The 18,586-nt window shown below is 67.5% G+C and carries 15 protein-coding genes and 1 pseudogene; 1 reads left to right on the top strand and 15 read right to left on the bottom strand.

Annotated elements, in window-relative coordinates:
• Positions 1-8: 8 nt before the first annotated feature.
• The 4 genes from ABZ942_RS35515 to ABZ942_RS35500 all read right to left on the bottom strand — a co-directional run bounded on the left by ABZ942_RS35515 (position 9) and on the right by ABZ942_RS35500 (position 4,204).
• Positions 9-803, bottom strand: coding sequence for a carbohydrate ABC transporter permease (locus tag ABZ942_RS35515; protein ID WP_357390532.1), 795 nt, complete (start codon positions 801-803; stop codon positions 9-11).
• Between the two features lie 80 nt (positions 804-883).
• The gene (locus tag ABZ942_RS35510) at positions 884-1,852 is read right to left on the bottom strand and encodes a sugar ABC transporter permease (protein WP_357389934.1); all 969 of its coding nucleotides are present in this window, start codon (positions 1,850-1,852) and stop codon (positions 884-886) included.
• Between the two features lie 2 nt (positions 1,853-1,854).
• Positions 1,855-3,216 (bottom strand): sugar ABC transporter substrate-binding protein, encoded by a 1,362-nt coding sequence (locus tag ABZ942_RS35505; RefSeq protein ID WP_357389932.1) that lies wholly within the window; start codon positions 3,214-3,216, stop codon positions 1,855-1,857.
• Positions 3,203-4,204, bottom strand: coding sequence for a sugar-binding domain-containing protein (locus ABZ942_RS35500; protein WP_357389930.1), 1,002 nt, complete (start codon positions 4,202-4,204; stop codon positions 3,203-3,205). The genes ABZ942_RS35505 and ABZ942_RS35500 overlap by 14 nt, the downstream gene beginning before the upstream one ends.
• A gap of 101 nt (positions 4,205-4,305) precedes the next feature.
• Between ABZ942_RS35500 and ABZ942_RS35495 the strand changes: the two genes are divergently transcribed.
• A complete protein-coding gene (locus ABZ942_RS35495) occupies positions 4,306-5,793 on the top strand; it encodes a mannitol dehydrogenase family protein (protein ID WP_357389928.1) in 1,488 nt (495 codons plus the stop codon).
• A 49-nt stretch (positions 5,794-5,842) separates the two neighbouring features.
• Here ABZ942_RS35495 and ABZ942_RS35490 read toward each other — a convergent pair whose 3' ends face one another.
• The 11 genes and pseudogenes from ABZ942_RS35490 to ABZ942_RS35440 all read right to left on the bottom strand — a co-directional run bounded on the left by ABZ942_RS35490 (position 5,843) and on the right by ABZ942_RS35440 (position 18,463).
• Entirely contained in the window at positions 5,843-6,601 is a 759-nt protein-coding gene (locus tag ABZ942_RS35490; protein ID WP_357389926.1) for an acyl-ACP thioesterase domain-containing protein, read from the bottom strand.
• 280 nt (positions 6,602-6,881) lie between these two features.
• The gene (gene der / locus ABZ942_RS35485; protein WP_357390530.1) at positions 6,882-8,291 is read right to left on the bottom strand and encodes a ribosome biogenesis GTPase Der; all 1,410 of its coding nucleotides are present in this window, start codon (positions 8,289-8,291) and stop codon (positions 6,882-6,884) included.
• Positions 8,292-8,302: 11 nt separating this feature from the next.
• A complete protein-coding gene (gene cmk, locus ABZ942_RS35480) occupies positions 8,303-9,046 on the bottom strand; it encodes a (d)CMP kinase (protein ID WP_357389924.1) in 744 nt (247 codons plus the stop codon).
• Positions 9,046-9,927, bottom strand: a pseudogene (locus ABZ942_RS35475) (pseudouridine synthase); the annotation flags it as partial. The gene cmk and the pseudogene ABZ942_RS35475, both read right to left, overlap by 1 nt.
• A 972-nt stretch (positions 9,928-10,899) precedes the next feature.
• Positions 10,900-11,544 carry an SMC-Scp complex subunit ScpB gene (gene scpB / locus ABZ942_RS35470; protein WP_357390528.1) on the bottom strand — a complete coding sequence of 215 codons (645 nt, stop codon included), beginning with the start codon at positions 11,542-11,544 and terminating at the stop codon, positions 10,900-10,902.
• 629 nt (positions 11,545-12,173) lie between these two features.
• Complete coding sequence (locus tag ABZ942_RS35465; RefSeq protein ID WP_357390526.1) at positions 12,174-12,989, bottom strand: segregation/condensation protein A; 816 nt, start codon at positions 12,987-12,989, stop codon at positions 12,174-12,176.
• A gap of 557 nt (positions 12,990-13,546) precedes the next feature.
• A complete protein-coding gene (locus tag ABZ942_RS35460; protein WP_357389922.1) occupies positions 13,547-14,521 on the bottom strand; it encodes a ParA family protein in 975 nt (324 codons plus the stop codon).
• 247 nt (positions 14,522-14,768) lie between these two features.
• Positions 14,769-15,029 (bottom strand): cupin domain-containing protein, encoded by a 261-nt coding sequence (locus ABZ942_RS35455; RefSeq protein WP_357389920.1) that lies wholly within the window; start codon positions 15,027-15,029, stop codon positions 14,769-14,771.
• 80 nt (positions 15,030-15,109) lie between these two features.
• Positions 15,110-16,063, bottom strand: coding sequence for a site-specific tyrosine recombinase XerD (gene xerD / locus ABZ942_RS35450; protein WP_357390524.1), 954 nt, complete (start codon positions 16,061-16,063; stop codon positions 15,110-15,112).
• An 11-nt stretch (positions 16,064-16,074) separates the two neighbouring features.
• Positions 16,075-16,737: an NUDIX hydrolase gene (locus ABZ942_RS35445; protein ID WP_357389918.1), complete on the bottom strand. Its 663-nt coding sequence runs from the start codon at positions 16,735-16,737 to the stop codon at positions 16,075-16,077.
• Positions 16,738-16,741: 4 nt separating this feature from the next.
• Positions 16,742-18,463, bottom strand: coding sequence for a CTP synthase (locus ABZ942_RS35440; RefSeq protein ID WP_357389916.1), 1,722 nt, complete (start codon positions 18,461-18,463; stop codon positions 16,742-16,744).
• Positions 18,464-18,586: the final 123 nt, after the last annotated feature.

Raw genomic sequence — 18,586 nt, 5'->3', positions numbered from 1 at the left:
GGTTTTCCTTACTTGATGGCGCCGAACGAGAGACCGCGCACCAGCTTGTTCTGCGCGATCCAACCGGCCAGGACGACGGGCAGCGCGGTGAGTACCGCTGCGGCGGACAGGCGAGCCCAGTACAGGCCCTCCCCCGTGATGAAGCCGACCAGGAACACCGGAATCGTCTGGGCCTGAACGGCGGTCAGGTTCACCGCGAAGAAGAATTCGTTCCAGGAGAAGATGATGCAGATGAGCGCGGTCGCGGCGATGCCGGGCGAGACCAGCGGCAGGATCACCTCGCGCACGCCGGTCCAGGTGCTCGCGCCGTCCATGCTCGCGGCTTCCAGCAGTTCGCTGGGCACCTCGAGGAAGAACGAGCGCATCATCCAGACCGCGATCGGCACGTTCATCGAGGTGTAGAGGATGACCAGCGCCCAGATGTTGTCCAGCAGACCGATATCGCCGACGATCACATACAGCGGCACGATCGCCGCGACGACCGGCAGCATCTTGGTGCCGATGAAGAAGAACAGCGCGTCCTGGGTGCGGCGCACCGGCCGCAGCGACAGCGCGAACGCGGCGGGCAAGCCGAGGATGAGTACCAGGATGGTCGACATCGCGGTGGCGAAGGTGGAGTTCAGCAGCGTGGTGCCGATGCCGCTGTCCAGCACCGCCGAGAACTGGTCGAGGGTCGGGGTGAAGAACAGTTTCGGCGGGTCGGTGTAGGCGTCGCCCTCCTGTTTGAAGGCGGTCAGCACCATCCACAGCACCGGGAAGAAGAAGCCGATGCCGACCACCCAGGCCAGCGCGCTCCAGAACATCCCGGCGCGGCTGCGGCGCCTGCGCACCGTGATAGCGGGTTTCTCGTCGCCGACGGGCTTGTTGTCGAGGGCACGCGTGCTCATGCCGCTTCCTCTTTTCCGGTGAAGGACTTGAACAGCAGGCGCAACGCCAGGGTGGCGACCACGGTGGTGGCGACGACGGTGACGACGCCCATCGCGGCCGCCTGACCGATGTCGAAGCCGAGGAAGGCGCGCTGGTAGATGTAGAACGGCAGGTTGGAGCTGGCGATGCCGGGGCCGCCCGAGGTCATCATGTACACCGCGTCGAAGGTGTTGACCAGGTAGATGGCGCCGAGTACCGCGCCGAGTTCGATGAACCGGCGCAGGTGCGGCAGCGTGAGCTCGCGGAAGACGGCGAAGGAGTTCGCGCCGTCGACCCGGGCGGCCTCGACGATGTCGCGGGGCATGGACTGCAGTCCGGCCAGGATCAGCAGCATCATGAACGGCGTCCACTGCCACACCAGATCCGCCATCACGGCGGGCAGTGGGTATTTGCTCACCCAGTCGACCTGGCCGACGCCGAAGGGCTTCAGCACGAAGTTGATCAGGCCGAAGACCGGGTCGAGCATGGTGGTCTTCCAAATGAGCGCCGCCGCAACGGGAGTCACCAGGAACGGGGTGATCAGCAGGGTGCGCACCACGCCGCGGCCGAAGAACGCCCGGTCGAGCAGCAGCGCGAACAGCAGGCCGAGGATCACCGAGATGATGACGGTGCCGACGATCATGATCACCGTGTTGACCGCGACCTCACGGAACTGACTGTCCCGGAACACATCCGCGTAGTTCTGCAGGCCGTTGAAGTGCCGGGAGCCGGGCCGCACGAGGTTCCACGACTGGGTCGAGTAGTACAGCGTGAAGACGAACGGCACCTGGGTGACGACGAGCATGAAGATCAGCGCGGGCAGCAGCGGGCCGCGGCGGCGCCAGCCCTCGGCGCGGGAGATGCGGTCGCGCCGGGAGACGAGCGGGGGCGGCGGGGCGGCCGGGGCCGAGTCGGCAGCCGCTGGGGCGGTGGTGGTTTCGGACATGGTTACTGGCTCTCTCGATACGACCGTCCGACCACCTCGGCGTACTGCTGAGCTTGGTCGAGGGCGTCGCGGACGCTGATCCGGCCGGCGATCGCGGCGCTGATCTGCTGACTCACCCGGGTGCCCAGATCCTGGAATTCCGGGATGGTGATGAATTGAATGCCGGTGTAGGGCACCGGTTTAACGCCCGGGTGTGCCGGATCGACGCCTTCCATCGCCGACAGGGTGAGCGGGCCGTAGGCCTTCGACGCTTCCTTGTACTCCGGAATCTGATAGGTCGACAGGCGGCTGCCCGGTGGGACGTGCGACCAGCCGAGCTTCTCGCCGACCATCTTGATGTAGGGCTTGCTGGTCATCCAGGAGACGAATTTCCAGGCGGCGTCGGGCTTTTCACTCGTCTTCGGAATGCCGAGCGACCAGGTGTAGAGCCACCCGGAGTTCGGCTTCTGCTGCTTCGGCGCGAGCGCGTAGCCGATCTTGCCGACCACCTTGCTCGACGCCGGATCTTCCAGCACGCCGACCGCCGAGGTGGCGTCGTACCACATCGCGGTGTTGCCCTGCGAGAGTTGGGTGGCGCACTCACCGAAGCCGCTGGTGGCCGCGCCGGGCTCGCCGTGCTTGCGCACCAGGTCGATGTAGAACTCCACGGCGCGAACAACTTCGGGGCTGTTCAGCTGGGCGTGCCAGTTCTCGTCGAACCAGCGGCCGCCGAAGGTGTTGATCACGGTGTTGAGCGGGGCGAGCGTCTCGCCCCAGCCGGGCTTGCCGCGCAGGCAGATGCCGGAGCGGCCGTTGGCCGGGTCGTCGAGTTTCGCGGCGGCGTCGGCGACCTGGTCCCAGGTCGGCTCGGCGGGCATGGTGATTCCGGCCTGCTCGAGTAGGTCCTTGCGGTACATCAGGAACGAGGACTCGCCGTAGAACGGCACCGAGTACATATCGCCCTGGTACGACAGCGACTTCTGCAGGGACGGAATGAAATCCTGCTCGTCGTAGCCGGGGGTGTCGCGGGCGTAGCTGGACAGGTCGGTCAGCCAGCCGTTGGCGGCCCACTGCGGGGTCTCGTAGTTGCTGATCATCACGACGTCGAACTCGCCGCCGTGGGTGGCCACCGACGCGGTGATCTTGGCCCGCGCCTCGTTCTCCGACAGCGACACGAATTTCAGTTTGGTGCCCGGGTTTTCGCGCTCGAACTCGCCGGACAGCGCGATCGCGTCCTGCATCTGCGAGTTCGACACCATGGCGATGGTGACGGTGTCGCCGCCACCGGAGGTGAACGATCCGGCGCCCGCGCAGCCCGCCGTGGCCAGGGCGGCCGAAACGACAAGTGCCAGTGCGCGTCTTCCGATTGGGCTATGCCAACTCATCGGCCAGGCCCTCCTTCTGTTCCAGCAGCCACCGCGCGGATTCGATGTCGGTGACGAGGATCTTGGCCAGCCCGCCGCGCAGCACGCCCAGGGTGGCCTCGTGTTTGACCTGCCCGCCGGCGATCAGCAGTGACGTCTTGCACGCGCGCACGGCGTCGAGGGAGACCGAAACCGTCCGGGCGGCAAGCGATCCCGCGACGTCGTGGCCGTCGGCGCGGAAGAACCGGCCGCCGATCTCGCCGACCGCGCCGAGGCTGCGCAGCTCGCCGAGGATGGCGGTGTCGAGGTAGCTGCCCTCGAACAGGGTGGTCGCGGTGGAGACGGTGCCGACGCCGAACATCATCACGTCGGCGTTGCGGCCGAGCGCCATCGGGTGGCCGAGCAGCGAATCCTGTTCCAGCGCAGTGACGGTCGCGGCATCGGCGTAGAGCGGGGCGTTCAGGCGGACCGGAGTGGCCTGCAGCACGGTGGCGCAGCGGCCGAGGGTGTAGTCGACGCCGGTTTGGTAGTCGACCGAGGTCATCGATCCGTCCAGCTGAACTACCGTGGCGCAGCGAGCGGACTTGGTGCGCAGTTCTCGGGCGACGGCGATTGTCTCTGGGCCCCAAGTGAATCCGAGGGTGGCCTGCGGTTGCAGCCGGCGGGCCAGCACGCCCACCGCGGCGCGGGCCAGTGGCAGCAGGCCGGAGGGTGAGCCGTCGGGGACATCACGGAGCACGACGGCCTCGGTGAGTCCGAACGCGCGCTCGAGATCGCTCTCGACGTCGGTGTGCACCGAATCGCGCAGCTCGTCGGGGACGCTGATCTCGATGCGCACCAGGCCTTGTGCGCGAGCCCTGGCGATGAGCCTGCCCGCTGTTGGACGCGAAACACCGAGTTTGGCGGCGATTTCGGCTTGGGTGGCGCCCTCTAGGTGATACAGCTGCGCGGCTCGGAGTGCGAGCCGGACGTCATCGGGCGTACCCGGGCGGGAAGGGACGGTGGCCACACGGCCTCCTCAATGAGCCTGAGCATATGCTCAGCGTGTGAACTACTGCTCACGCAGGGTACCATCCGAAGTGTGACGTACACAACACTGGCGGGGTAACTATGACTAGGGACACCAGCGTGCCGCTGCGTTCCGCGACTCTGCGGAACCTCGACTCCGGCATTGCCGTACCGACCTATGACCGGACGGGAATCACCACCGGCATAGTGCATTTCGGTGTCGGCGGGTTTCATCGCGCGCATCAGGCGATGTATATCGACCGGCTGCTGGCCGGCGGCGGCGCCCGCGAGTGGGGCATCTGCGGGGTGGGCGTGCTGCCCGCCGACCGGCGGATGCGCGACGTGCTCGCGGCGCAGGACGGGCTGTACACGCTGTCGGTGCTGGCGCCGGACGGCAGCTGGAACACGCGCGTGATCGGCTCGATCGTCGAATACCTTTATGCGCCGGACGATCCCGAGGCGGTGCTGGCGAAGCTCGCCGACCCGGCCACCCGCATCGTCTCGCTCACCGTCACCGAGGGCGGGTACCACTTCTCCGCGACCACCGGTGCGTTCGATGCCGACGATCCGGAGATTCGCGCCGACCTCGCGCCGAATGCGGTGCCCAGCACCATCTTCGGGCTGATCACTGAGGGGCTTGTGCGCCGAAGGGCGAGCGGTGTCGCACCGTTCACGGTGATGTCGTGCGACAACATCGAGGGGAACGGGCATGTCGCGCGCACGACGTTCAGCGCGTTCGCCGGGCTGCGCGATCCCGAGCTCGGCGACTGGGTGGCGCGGGAGGTGCGGTTTCCGAACTCGATGGTGGACCGGATCACGCCGGTGACGCCGCCCGAGGCGACCGCCCAGGTCGAGCGGCGGTACGGGGTAACCGACCAGTGGCCGGTGGTAACGGAGCCGTTCGCACAATGGGTACTGGAGGATTCGTTCACGCTCGGCCGACCGGATTACGGCACGGTCGGTGTGCAGCTGGTCGAGGACGTCGCGCCCTATGAGCTGATGAAGCTCCGGCTGCTCAACGCCAGTCATCAGGCGCTGGCGTATTTCGGGTACCTCAGCGGCTATCGACTGGTGCACGACGCGGCGCAAGATCCGGCGTTCCGCCGGTTTCTGTTGCGGTACATGGATATCGAGGCGACGCCGACGTTGCGGCCGGTGCCCGGGGTCGATCTCGGACAGTACAAGCACACGTTACTCGAACGGTTCTCCAATCCGGCGATCGGCGACACCGTGGCGCGGTTGTGCGCGGAGTCCTCCGATCGGATACCGAAATGGGTGCTGCCGGTCATTCGGCAGCGGCTTGCAGAGGGCGGCGAAATCACTTGCGCGGCTGCGATTGTCGCGAGCTGGGCACGGTATGCGGAGGGCGTCGACGAGCAGGGTGAGCCGATCGAGATCGTCGACCGGTTGCGCGATCGGTTGGTCCCGCTGGCCCGTCGGCAGCGGGAAGATCGGACCGCGTTCCTCAGTGAGCGTTCGGTTTTCGGTGACCTGATCGACGAGCCGCGGTTCGTGAGCGCCTATGTCGCGGCGTTGGATTCGTTGCACGCCAAGGGAGCTCGCGCCACCGTTGCGGAATTGGCGGGTTAGACCTGCGATGGGCCCTCCCCCGGCTCTCGCCGCGAGAGGGCCGGTCCGGTCAGATCGGCAGGACTCGGGTGACCGCGTGCGTTTCACCGGCGACGGTGAACCAGATGTCGAGCGCCGAACCCGCGCGCTGGGCGGCCAGGTCGACGTGATCGCCGGACCTCAGCGGCTTCACGTACTCGATGATCGCGCGATGCGGGCCCGACTTGAGGTCGTCGTGATCGGCCAGAACCTCTTCGACGCCGCTGAGATAGACCGAGTTGTTGACGTGGTCGAGCATGTCGATATCGGTGATGCGCAGCGGGAAGGGGCGTACCTGCACGTCGGACGCGTCGGCCGACGGCGCCGGATCGGTGAGGGCGGCCTTCCAGCGCAGCCGGTGTTCGGTGGTGGCGGCCAGCATCGGCTCCATGAAGCGGTCGCTCATCCGGGCGGGCACACCGGTTTCGGTGCCGAAGTGGATCAGGAAGGCTTCGGTCTCGACCAGACCGCCGGCACTGCCGCTGATCTGCACCCGCATGTTGCACCAGCGAGTGGACAGACCGGAACACCAGCGGCGCAGAATGACCCGCTCACCGAACTGGATCGGCTTGAGCACATCCATCACCGTCCGCCGCACCACCCAGCCACGGTGCGTGTCGCCGTCCTCGACGGCATCGAGATGTTCGAACCCGATGTCCTGCAGATAACGGGCGATGGCGTCGAGCCGAAGGCGTTGATCGCCGTCGGTATCGGCGAGACGTACCGGCCACCCCGTCTCGAACGGGGTTCCGGCGGTCGGACGTTCCGGCAGCACGCTGGGAATGACCATATCCGGATAATGCCAGCTCACCCTCCCCACCCGCGCGTCGGCACGGTCAGCGCGTCGCACATCTCACACCGCGCCCGACACGGGAAATCCCGACCACGACGAACCGGACATGCCACAGCCGCCGAGCAAGGGTACGGATCCGGTCGGCAGCGACCACGTTCAAGATCATGGGGAACTGGTGTCAGAGCCTTCTCGGCGGATACCAGCACTGGTTCCCCATGATCATGAAAGAGCCCCGGGACGCCGGGCGTCTCGGGGCTCTGTCGGGTGAGGTGCTGGGTCAGCGCTTCTTGGAGGTGCGTTCGCGCTTTTCGCGGACGCGGACCGAAATGCGGACCGGGGAGCCGTCGAAGTTGAACTCTTCGCGCAGGCGGCGTTCCAGGAAGCGGCGGTAGCCTGCCTCGAGGAAGCCGGTGGTGAACAGGACGAACGTCGGCGGGCGGGTGGTCGCCTGGGTGGCGAACAGGATGCGAGGCAGACGGCCGCCGCGCATCGGCGGCGGGGTGGCCGCGACCACTTCCTTGAGCCAGGTGTTCAGGCGGCCGGTGGAGATGCGCTTGTCCCAGGACTCGAGCGCGGTTTCCATGGCGGGCACCAGTTTTTGCACCGAGCGGCCGGTGTGTGCGGAGATGTTGACCCGCTGGGCCCAGGGCACGCGGACCAGGTCGCGGTCGACCTCGCGGTCGAGCTGCAGGCGGCGGTCCTCGTCGACCAGGTCCCACTTGTTGAACGCGAGCACGAGCGCGCGACCGGAGTCGGCGACCATGCTGATCACCCGTAGGTCCTGTTCGGTGATCGGCTCGGAGGCGTCGACCAGCATGATCGCGACCTCCGAGGCCTCCAGGGCCGCCTTGGTGCGCAGCGAGGCGTAGAACTCGGTGCCGTTGGCGTGCGAGACCTTGCGGCGCAGTCCGGCGGTGTCGACGAACTTCCAGATCTTGCCGCCCAGGTCCACCAGCGAGTCGACCGGGTCGACGGTGGTGCCCGCGACATCGTGCACGACCGAGCGCTCGTCGTCGGCCAGCTTGTTCAGCAGGCTGGACTTGCCGACGTTGGGCTTGCCGACCAGCGCGACCCGGCGCGGGCCCGCGCCGCCGGTGCCTTCGCGCGGGGTTTCCGGCAGCACGGCGAGCACGTCGTCGAGCAGATCGCCGGTGCCGCGACCGTGCGCGGCGCTGACCATCCTCGGCTCGCCGAGACCGAGCGACCACAGTGCGGCGGCCTCGGATTCGACCTTCTGATCGTCGACCTTGTTAGCGACCAGGATGACCGGGATCTCGGAGCGACGCAGCTTCTTCACCGCGGCCTCGTCGGTGGCGGTGGCGCCGACCACGGCGTCGACCACGAGCAGGATCGCGTCGGCGGTCTGCATGGCCACCTCGGCCTGGCGGGCCACCGACTGCTGCAGGCCCTTGGCGTCGGGCTCCCAGCCGCCGGTGTCCTGCACCAGGAAGCGGCGCCCAGACCAGTTGGCCTCGTAGGAGATTCGGTCGCGGGTGACGCCGGGGATGTCCTCGACGACGGCCTCGCGGCGGCCGAGGATGCGGTTCACCAGGGTCGACTTGCCGACATTCGGGCGACCGACCACGGCCACCGTCGGCATCGCCAATACTTCTTCGCCCTCGAACTCGCCGTCGAGATCGGTGAGCTCCCAGTCGGTTTCGTCACTCCAGATGCCGTCGCCGGCCATTACGTCTTCAGTCACTGCGGACCTCCCGTCCTGGTCGCCGAAATCTGCTGCGCGACAACGCGATACAGCTCGTCGATGACCTCATCCATGTTCAGGTCGCTGGTGTCGACCAGCACGGCGTCGTCGGCCGGACGCAGTGGGGACACCTTGCGGGTGGAATCGAGGTTGTCGCGCCGCTGCACGTCGGCGAGCACGGCCTCGTAGTCGTCGCCGCGGCCTTCGGCGATGTTCTGCTGGTTGCGCCGGTGCGCGCGAGCCTCGGCCGAGGCGGTGAGGTAGATCTTGGCGTCCGCGTCGGTCAGCACGACGGTGCCGATATCGCGACCCTCGACCACGATTCGCTGTGCGGCGGTGGCGATTTCGCGTTGCAGCGCGACAAGCAGATCGCGCACCTCGGACACCGCGGAGACCGCCGAGACGGCCTTGGTGACGGCGTCGCCGCGGATCTCCGAGGACACGTCCTCACCGTCGAGCTGGATCACCTCGCGGCTCGGATCGGTGCCGATCGACAGCGGCAGCTCCTTGACGGCCGCACCGATGGCGGCGGCGTCGGTGAGCTCGATGCCTGCGCGCAGCACACGCAGCGTCGCGACCCGGTACATCGCGCCGGTGTCCAGGTAGCGGGCGCCGAGCCGGGTGGCGAGGCGGCGCGAGACGCTGGATTTACCGGTGCCGGACGGGCCGTCCATCGCGACGACGAGCGGACTGGTCCCCGACATCTGCCGGGGCGCCTCGACCGGAATCTCCACACCCATCACAACGACACCGCCTCGTAGAGTTTGCCGATTTCACCGCGACCGAGCACACGCAGCGTGCCGGGCCGTTGGTCGCCGAGCGCGACCGGACCGATATTGGTGCGCACCAGCCGGCTCACCGGATGGCCGACCGCGTCGAGCAGGCGGCGCACGATGTGCTTACGCCCTTCGTGCAACACCAGTTTCACGAGAGAACGTCCCTCGTTGATCTCGAGCACCTGGAAGCTGTCGACCTTCGCCGGGCCGTCCTCGAGCTCGATGCCGTCCTTGAGCTTCTTGCCGATGCCCTTGTGCACCTCGCCGTTGACCGTGGCCAGGTAGGTCTTGGAGACCTCGTAGGACGGATGCATGAGCCGATGCGCGAGGTCGCCGTCGTTGGTGAGCAGCAGCAGACCCTCGGTGTCGGCGTCCAGACGGCCGACGTGGAACAGCCGCTGGCCGGCCGCGATGCGCTCTGCGACGATGTCACCGACGCAGGGGCGACCGAGATCGTCGGACATGGTGGACTGCCAGCCCTTCGGCTTGTTCAGCACGATGTGCACCAGTTCGGAGCGCACCATCACGCGAGTGCCGTCGACCCGGACCACCGCGACCTCGGGATCAATGCGCAGGCCCTGTTCGACCACGATGGCACCGTCGACCTCGACGCGGCCCTGAGCGATCATCTCCTCGGCGGCGCGACGCGAAGCGACACCCGCCTTGGCGAGGACCTTCTGCAAGCGTTCGCCCTCGCCCCACGGCATTTTCTCGTGGCCCTCGGAAGCCGCCGGTTCTACGTGCTGGCGCTTGGCGGGCTTGGCGTTGTTGAGCAGCGGGGCGGACTGAGTCTGCTTCTGCGGCTTGGGGTTCTTCTTCTTACCGGTCGGCGCGGACTGCGCGGCACGGCGCTGCGGGATGCCGCCCTGTGCGGGGCCGCGGCCGGTGGAACTGCCTGCTGCGTTGCCACGGTAGGAGTTGCCGGATTGTGCGTTGCCGTTCTGACCGGAGTTGCCTTCGGCGCGGCCACGGTAGGCGTTGCCGCCGGAACCGGCCTCGCTGCGATCGCGGTATGTGTCGGAGCCACCCTCGGAACGGCCACGGTAGGCGTTGCCGCCGGAGCCAGCCTCGCTGCGATCGCGGTAGGTATTGCCTTGCGCGGAGCCGCTGTCCGAGCGGTCGCGGTAGGAGCCACCCTGCGACGAACCACCATCGGAACGGCCGCGATACGCGTTGCCACCCTCGGAACGGCCGCGGTAGCCGCCCTGCGACGAGCCGCCTTCTGAGCGGCCGCGGTAGCCGCTGCCACTATCGGAGCGATCACGGTAGGAGCTGCCACCCTGCGAAGAGCTGCCGCGGTAGGAAGTGCCCCCCTGCGAGGAACTGCCGCGATATCCGCCGCCTTGCGCGTTGCCGTCTCGGGTGCCGCGATAAGAACTGCCGCCCTCGGAGCGGTCGCGGTACGAGCCTTGCGTAGAGCCGCCGCGGTAGCCGCCACCCTGGGCGTTGCCGTCTCGCGTGCCGCGGTAGCCGCCCTGCGAGGAGCCTTCGCTACGGCCGCGGTAAGAATTGCCGCCTTCAGAGCGGTCACGATAGGAGCCCTGGGCCGAGCCACGGCCGCGTGCGTTGCCGCCTTCCGAGCGGTCGCGGTAGCTGCTGCCCTGCGTAGCACCGCCGCGATATGCGTTGCCGCCCTGCGCGTTTCCGCGCGAGGTGCTCGACGGCGCTGCGCCGCGGTAGCCGCCCTCGCCGCGCGCTGCGCCGCGTTCGGTCCCCCGTCGAGCAGCGCCTGCGCCTCTTACGGGACGCTGCTCGTCATTGCGTTTCCTGCGATCCGGTGTGCCATCTCGGCGAGCGGAAGTATTCATTTTGTCCTGTCAGTCCTCGCTGCCAAGGTCCAAGTCGGCCTCGGCGGGTTTTTTCAGCCTGGTGTAACGGGGGTCCGTATCCAGGCTCTCGTTGATCTCATCGATCAGGTCGACGCCCGGGAGCAGGGGCGCCAGCGGCGGCAAATCGGTCAGCGACGCGAGTCCGATCCGCTCCAGGAACAACTCGGTCGTGCAATACATCGTCCCGTTGGTTTCCGGGTCGACGCCTGCCTCGGCGAGCAGGCCCCTGGCCAGCAGCGTGCGCATCACCCCATCGACGTTCACGCCGCGCACCGCGCTGACCCTGGTCCGGGTCACCGGCTGACGGTATGCCACCACCGCCAGAGTTTCCAACGCCGCCCGCGTCAATTTGGTGCGGGCGCCATCGAGCAGCACCCTTTCAACATATGGCGCGTACTCGCTGCGAGTATAGAAGCGCCAACCGTCCCCAACGAAACGCAGATCGATCCCACTGCCCCGCGCGGACAGTTCCGCCCGCATCTCCCGCAACACCTCATCCACCCGCTCGGTGGTGTCGTCCAAGGCCGCCGCCAGCTGCTCTACCGGGGCCGGAGCGTCGACAACGAGCAACATCGCCTCCAACGCCGAACGAAATTCAGCGTCCTCGAGATGCTCGGGGGTGAACTCCGCCACTGTGTTATCGGCGACTGCGTCATTGGCGACTGGTGTCGCGTCGTGGGTGGCTGGGTTCGAGTCGTCAGCGTCCGGATTCGTGTCCTCGGCGTCTGGAGTCGCATCCACGGAGTTCGACGTCGCGTCGTCGGCATCGGACGTCGCATCATCGGCAACGGGAACTGCGGCATCAGCATCGCCCTGAGCCTGGTCATCCACTGCCGGAGCAACGGTGTCAGCGCCAGAGGTGGCGGACTCCTTCGCGGCTACAGCGGCTTCACTCGAGGAGGCGCGCGCCGAGCCGTCCGACGGTATCGCGTCATCGGCCACCGGAGTCGCGGCGTGAGCATCTGTAGTTGCGTCATCGGCAACTGAAGTCGCGTTGTCAACATCCGTCGTCGCGGAATCAGCAACCAGAACCGCGGCGTCAGCATCGTCCTGAGACTGGTCGCCCGCTACCGGAACCTTGGTGTCAGCGCCAGATGTCGCGGACTTGTTCCTGGTTACCGCTGCTTCACTCGTCGCGGTGCGCGTCGCGTCGCTCGAGGGTGTCGCATCGGCTGAGTGCCCGTCGCTGTTCTCGCGGACGGTTTCCGTCGCGTCGGCGTCGGCGTCCCGGGTATCCGAGACGTCGGCGTCCACGGAGTCGTTCACCCGTAGTCCTCCTCGATATTCAGGTCCGCCTGCTCGGCGTCCGGGACGTCGTCGCCGATCCAGCTGACCGACAGGTGGCCGAGTGGGTCGGGCTGGTCGAACTCGATCGTTTTGCCTCGGTACAGCTCTAGCAGGGCCAGAAAGCGGGCGACGATCTCGATCGGGACGGTGCAGTCGTCGACCAGTTCACCGAAGGTGGTCCAGCCGCCTTTGCCGCGCAGTTTGAGGCGTTCGAGTACGAGTGCGGCCTGCTCGGCAACCGAGATGGAGTGCGCGTGCAGGTGGTCGAGGCCGACCCTCGGCACCGGGCGGGGACGGAAGGCGGCTGCGGCGATCGCGGCGAACTCGTGTGCGTCTACTCCCAGCGTAACCTCGGGCAGCAGGTCGGCGAAGCAGTCCTCCAGGCCGACCGCGCGCGGGTATCGCCGCAGCGCAACGGCCTCCAGCTCGCCGAACAGTTCGGCCACCTGTTTGAACGCCCGGTATTGCAGCAGCCGCGCGAAGAGCAGGTCGCGCGCCTCGAGCAGTTCGAGGTCCTCGGCGTCGGTCATCTCCCCCGACGGCAGTAGCCGCGCCGCCTTGAGGTCGAGCAATGTGGCCGCGACGACGAGGAATTCGGTGGTCTGATCGAGGATCTTGTCGGCCCGCAGTTTATGCGTGGCATCGTCGGACAGTGCCGCCGTCAACGCCTTGGTGTAGGCGATGAACTCGTCGGTGACCTGATGCAACGCCACCTCGGTGACATCGAGCTTGCGCGAACTGATCAGCGTCAACAGCAGATCGAACGGCCCTTGAAAGTTGCTCAGCCGCAGATGAAATCCGGACTTCTTCTCCTCGGGCGCAGCATCGCCGGAGGTAGCGACGACATCCGCGGGCGCAGCATCGCCGGGCGTGGATGCAGCATCGCCGGACACGGCCGCCTTGTCGGTGGGCGCGGCCCCAACGCCGCTGGGCACGACCGCGGAGCCACCGAGCGTGGGCGCATCGTCGCCGGGCACGACCGCATCATCGACTAACGCAACATCATCCGCGCAGCTGGAATCGGCTGCGGCAACTCCGTCCGTCGCTCCGACGGCATCGTCTCGCACGACGGGATCGTCGGAGTCCGCCGCACGCTCGGCGACATCGTCCGCAGCAGTCGGCTCCGAGTCGGAGTCTGCGGTGGATGGCTCGTCGGGCATGTCGACATCATCGAGCACAGGGGTGTGGTGGGGTGCGTCCAGGTCCGGCGAGGCAGGTGGTTCGTCCGGGTCGTCGGCGCGCGCCGAGGCTCGCTCCAAGAGGTCGCCCGACGGGTGGTCGTCGCCGTGCGCGACCACTTGGCCGGTCGAGTGGTTGGTAGCGGGTGGCGCGGCGTCGGTGCCGCCGATCACCGGCCCGACCGGTGGATGACTTCCCGCGCCATCGCCCGATATGCCTCGGCTCCACCGGATTTCGGTGCCCACGTGGTGATCGGTTCGCCTGCCACGCTGGCGTCCGGGAAGCGGACGGTGCGCGAGATCGCGGCGTCGTAGACCAGGTCGCCGAACACCTCGACGACTCGTGCCATCACCTGACGGGAGTGTAATAGTCGGGCGTCGAACATGGTGACCACTATCCCGTACAGGCTCAGCCGCGGGTTCAGCCGATCGCGCACCTTCTCCACGGTGTCGTTGAGCAGCGCGAGCCCGCGCAGCGAGAAGTACTCGCATTCCATCGGAATGATCACACCGTCCGAACAAGCCAACGCGTTGACGGTGAGTAAACCGAGCGAGGGCTGGCAGTCGATGATGATGTAGTCGTACTTGTCGCGAATGGGATGCAGTGCCCGGCCGAGGGAATGCTCGCGACCGACCTCGTTGACGAGCTGGATTTCCGCCGCTGACAGATCGATATTGCTGGGCAGCAGATCCATGTTCTCGACGCGGGTCGGCATCAGCACGTCATCGATCGAACCCTTGGAACCGACGAGCAGATCGTGCACGGTGAGGTCGAGATCATGGTGGGCCACACCCAATCCCGCGGACAGCGCGCCCTGCGGGTCCAGGTCGACCAGCAGCACCTTGCGCCCGTATTCGGCCAACGAGGCGCCGAGATTGATGGTGGAGGTCGTCTTGCCGACGCCGCCCTTCTGGTTGCACATGGCGATGATGAGGGCGTCGCCGTGCCGGTCGAGCGGTGGCGGGTCCGGCACGAGGCGCAATGGGCGCCCGGTGGGTCCGAGTGCCGCGTCCTCCGGGACCGGTTCGGCCCCGGTGCCCCACAGGGTTTCGGCCGCGGCCTCCGAGTACGGACCGGTGCGCTGCCCCGTGCGCGGCTCCGCCCCAGCACCCATCGGCGGCTCTGCCGCTCCGGCTGATGTCACGATCCGCTGCTCCTTATACGTTCCTGCCCGTTGCCTCGCCGAGCGTAGCGAGGCCGATCAGGCCCGACCCTCGCTTTCGTACGGTCCGACTCTCGATAGACGCTACCGCGTACGAGCGGCCAAGTGCCGCGACGCGCGCGGCGTGTTCGCGGCACCACGCCGGGCCGCGAACAGCAAGACGCTACCGCGTATCGCTCAGCGCCACTCCGGGTCACCGTCGAAATGCACGTCGAAGCGGTCGTGCAACTCATCCACGCTGTCCCATTCCGCCTCCCCGCGAGCAATTCGACCGAGCTGCCGAAAGTACTCGAAACGGACGATACCTGGTGTCAGCCTCGGCGGCGCCGTCCGTGGCCGCGCCGAACGCGTGCACCGTGCCGGGCGGGACGACGACCAGGCCGCCCGTACGCACCGAGCTCAATTCGCCGTCGACGAGAAATTCCATGGCACCGTCGAGGACGTAGCAGATCTCCGTGGTCAGCAGCCGAATCCCGGCCGCGCGCAACACAAGTCCTCATCGAGTCGAGTCATATGGTCGTCAAAAGATCTTGGATAGCGACCATATGACTCGACTCGATGAGTGAGGGGTCAGCGGGCGCGGGGGTGGGCGGTGGCCCAGACCTCGCGGAGGGTGTTGACGGTGACCAGGGTGTAGATCTGGGTGGTGGTTACCGAGGCGTGGCCGAGGAGTTCTTGGACCACGCGGACATCCGCGCCGCCGTCGAGCAGGTGGGTGGCGAAGGAGTGTCGCAACGTGTGCGGCGAGACGGTGGCGCCGATGCCTGCGCGTTCGGCGGCTGTCTGCAACACCTGCCAGGCACTTTGCCTCGACAGCCGTCCACCGCGGGCGTTCAGAAAAAGGGCACCCGCGTTGCCTTTTCCGCTCGCCGCGAGTTTCGGCCTCCCCCGCACCAGATACGCGTCGACCGAGGCCAACGCGGGCCTACCGATCGGCACCATGCGCTGTTTGCCGCCCTTGCCGTGCAGCACGACCGCGCGTTCGTCGGTGTCGATGTCGTCGACGTCGAGACCGACCATCTCGGAAATCCGTGCGCCAGTGGAGTAGAGCAGTTCCAACAGCGCACGATCGCGCAACCCGCGCGGGCCGCCGTCGGTGCCCGGCGCGGCATCGGGATCGCTAGCCGAACCACCACCCGCTGCCTCGAGCAGCTTCAGTACCTGGTCATACGGCAACGCCTTGGGCAGCCTACGACCCGGTGCAGGCGGTTTCACCGCATGCGCCACATCGGTGGTGGTCATCCCTTCGGCCGCGGCAAACCGGTGCAGCCCGCGCACCGCGATCAACGCACGGGCGACCGAACTCGCGGCCAGCGGCGGGAATTCGGTGCCGCCCGCCCGCAACGCCATGGTGAACTCCGCGACATCGGCCTCGGCGACCTGATCGAGCGCGGCGATCCCGCGCCCGGTCAGGAAATCGAGATACCGGCCGAGATCACGCCGGTAGGCGCCGAGGGTGTTGCGCGCGGCGCCGCGCTCGACCGCGAGATGATCGAGGTAGGCGTCCAATTCCCGCGCAAGCACCCGCGGGCCCTTCAGTCCGCGGACTTCGCGGCGGCCTTGCGGCGCAGAAACGCCGTCGGCTGTCCGGGCCACGGCGCGTCCGCCGGACGTAGCTCGATATTGCCTGCCCGGGCAGCGGCCAGCGCGAGGACACCGGCCACGGCGGTCGCGTTGACGATCTCCCCGGCCAATGCCGCGCGGACCGCCTGATCGACCGGCATCCGGACGATCTCCAGGTCGGCTTCCTCGTGTTCCGGCTCCGGCTGATCGGTTTCATACAGCCCGCGCGCGTAGTACACCCGCAACGCCTCGTCGGTGAACCCCGGCGAGAGCGCCACATCCACCAGCACGTGCCATTCGCGGGCGGCCAGCCCGGTCTCCTCGGCGAGCTCGCGCTGCGCGGCGACGAGCGGGTCCTCGCCGGGCAGGTCGAGCAGGCCGGCGGGCAGCTCGAGCAGCCGCCTGCCGATCGGATGCCGGTACTGGTTGATCAGCACCACATTGTCGTCGTCATCGATCGCGGCGACCGCGACGGCACCGTGATGCTCGATCACCTCGCGCTCGGCGACCTTGCCGCCGGGCATCCGCACCTGGTCGAGCCGCAACGCCAGGATGGCGCCGCTGTAGACGATCTTGCTGGACACGGTCTCGAAATCGTGGCTGCCCGGTTCGGCGCTGCCACCGTCCTGCGTCATCGCCTTAGGCCTGATCCGCCGCGCTCGCGAATTCCTCGTCCGGGATGTCGACCGGAAGACGCTCGGCGAGCTTGTATTTCAGCGCCGCCGCGACGAGCGCCGCGAACAGCGGATGCGGGCGGGTCGGACGGCTCTTGAGCTCCGGGTGCGCCTGGGTGGCGACGAAGAACGGGTGCACGTCGGCGGGCAGTTCGACGAACTCCACCAGGTGCCCGTCCGGCGAGGTGCCGCTGAACCGCAGACCGCTCTTGGCGATCCGATCACGGTAGGCGTTGTTCACCTCGTAGCGGTGCCGGTGCCGCTCGGAAACGTGCTCGCTGCCATACGCCTGCGCGACGACGGAACCCTTCGCCAGGGTGGCCGGGTAGGCACCCAGCCGCATGGTGCCACCGAGATCGGCCTCACCGGCGACGGCCTGCTCCTGATCGGCCATCGTGGAGATGACGGGATGCGGTGTGTCCGGCTCGAATTCGGCCGAGTTGGCCTCGGTCAGACCGACCGAACGCGCCGCTTCGATGACCACACACTGCAGTCCGAGGCACAGCCCGAGCAGCGGAATACCGCGAGCGCGGGCGTAGCGGATGGCACCGACCTTGCCCTCGATGCCGCGGATACCGAAGCCGCCGGGGATCAGCACCGCGTCCACGTCACGCAACGCGGCCTGGGCACCGGCCGGGGTCTCGCATTCGTCCGAGGGCACCCAGCGGATGAGCACCTTGGCCCGCGAGGCGAACCCGCCCGCGCGCAGCGCCTCGGTCACCGACAGGTAGGCGTCGGGCAGGTCGACGTACTTGCCGACGAGCGCGACCTCGACCGTCTCGCGCGGCGAATGCACCCGGTCGAGCAGGTCGCCCCACACGGTCCAGTCCACATCACGGAACGGCAGCCCGAGCTTGCGCACCACGTAGGCGTCGAGGCCTTCGCGATGCAGCACGCGCGGGATGTCGTAGATCGACGGCGCGTCCGGGGTGGAGATGCAGGCGTCGACGTCGACGTCACACATCAGCGCGATCTTGCTCTTCAGCGCCTGCGGCACCTCGCGGTCGCAGCGCAAGATCAGCGCGTCGGGCTGGATGCCGATATTGCGCAAGGCCGCCACCGAATGCTGGGTCGGCTTGGTCTTGAGCTCACCCGAGGGGGCGAGGTAGGGCACCAGCGAGACGTGCAGGAAGAAGACGTTGTCCCGGCCGACATCGTGGCGGATCTGGCGAGCCGCCTCGAGGAACGGCTGCGACTCGATATCGCCGACGGTGCCGCCGATCTCGGTGATGACCACGTCGGGGGTCTGATCGTCGGCGTCCGGCGCGCTCATGGCGAGCACCCGGCTCTTGATCTCGTCGGTGATGTGCGGGATCACCTGCACCGTGTCGCCGAGGTATTCGCCGCGGCGTTCCTTGGCGATGACTGTCGAATAGATTTGCCCGGTCGTGACATTCGCGTCCCGGGTCAGGTCCCTGTCGAGGAACCGCTCGTAGTGACCGACATCCAGATCGGTTTCGGCCCCGTCCTCCGTCACGAAAACCTCTCCATGCTGGAAGGGGTTCATGGTGCCGGGATCGACGTTCAAATACGGGTCGAGTTTCTGCATCGTGACGCGCAGTCCACGCGCCGTCAACAGCTGACCGAGGCTGGAGGCGGTAAGACCTTTACCCAATGAGGAGGCGACTCCACCGCTGACGAAGATGTGCTTCGTGGCCGTTCGCGCCTGATTCCGTGTATGACCCACGGGTCTTCACGGTAACACGGATCAGGCGTCCAGTTCTAACGCCACGCACGTTTGCTGTGTATATGCCGCGTGGCCGCGGCGGGGTCGCGGCCCCGAGTGTCTCGCGTCCGAGCGGTCGAGACT

The organism is Nocardia sp. NPDC046473, from assembly GCF_040645995.1.
GTDB lineage: Bacteria > Actinomycetota > Actinomycetes > Mycobacteriales > Mycobacteriaceae > Nocardia.
Note: the sequence above shows the minus strand (reverse complement) of the source record. Positions and strands in the feature narration are given on the sequence as shown.

Excerpts from the sequence above, each read along its gene's own strand:
- ABZ942_RS35515 (WP_357390532.1), bottom strand. The coding sequence starts at position 803 with ATGTTCTGGAGCGCGCTGGCCTGGGTGGTCGGCATCGGCTTCTTCTTC.
- ABZ942_RS35510 (WP_357389934.1), bottom strand. The coding sequence starts at position 1,852 with ATGTCCGAAACCACCACCGCCCCAGCGGCTGCCGACTCGGCCCCGGCC.
- ABZ942_RS35505 (WP_357389932.1), bottom strand. The coding sequence starts at position 3,216 with ATGAGTTGGCATAGCCCAATCGGAAGACGCGCACTGGCACTTGTCGTT.
- ABZ942_RS35495 (WP_357389928.1), top strand. The coding sequence starts at position 4,306 with ATGACTAGGGACACCAGCGTGCCGCTGCGTTCCGCGACTCTGCGGAAC.
- ABZ942_RS35490 (WP_357389926.1), bottom strand. The coding sequence starts at position 6,601 with ATGGTCATTCCCAGCGTGCTGCCGGAACGTCCGACCGCCGGAACCCCG.
- der (WP_357390530.1), bottom strand. The coding sequence starts at position 8,291 with ATGGCCGGCGACGGCATCTGGAGTGACGAAACCGACTGGGAGCTCACC.
- cmk (WP_357389924.1), bottom strand. The coding sequence starts at position 9,046 with ATGGGTGTGGAGATTCCGGTCGAGGCGCCCCGGCAGATGTCGGGGACC.
- ABZ942_RS35445 (WP_357389918.1), bottom strand. The coding sequence starts at position 16,737 with ATGACGCAGGACGGTGGCAGCGCCGAACCGGGCAGCCACGATTTCGAG.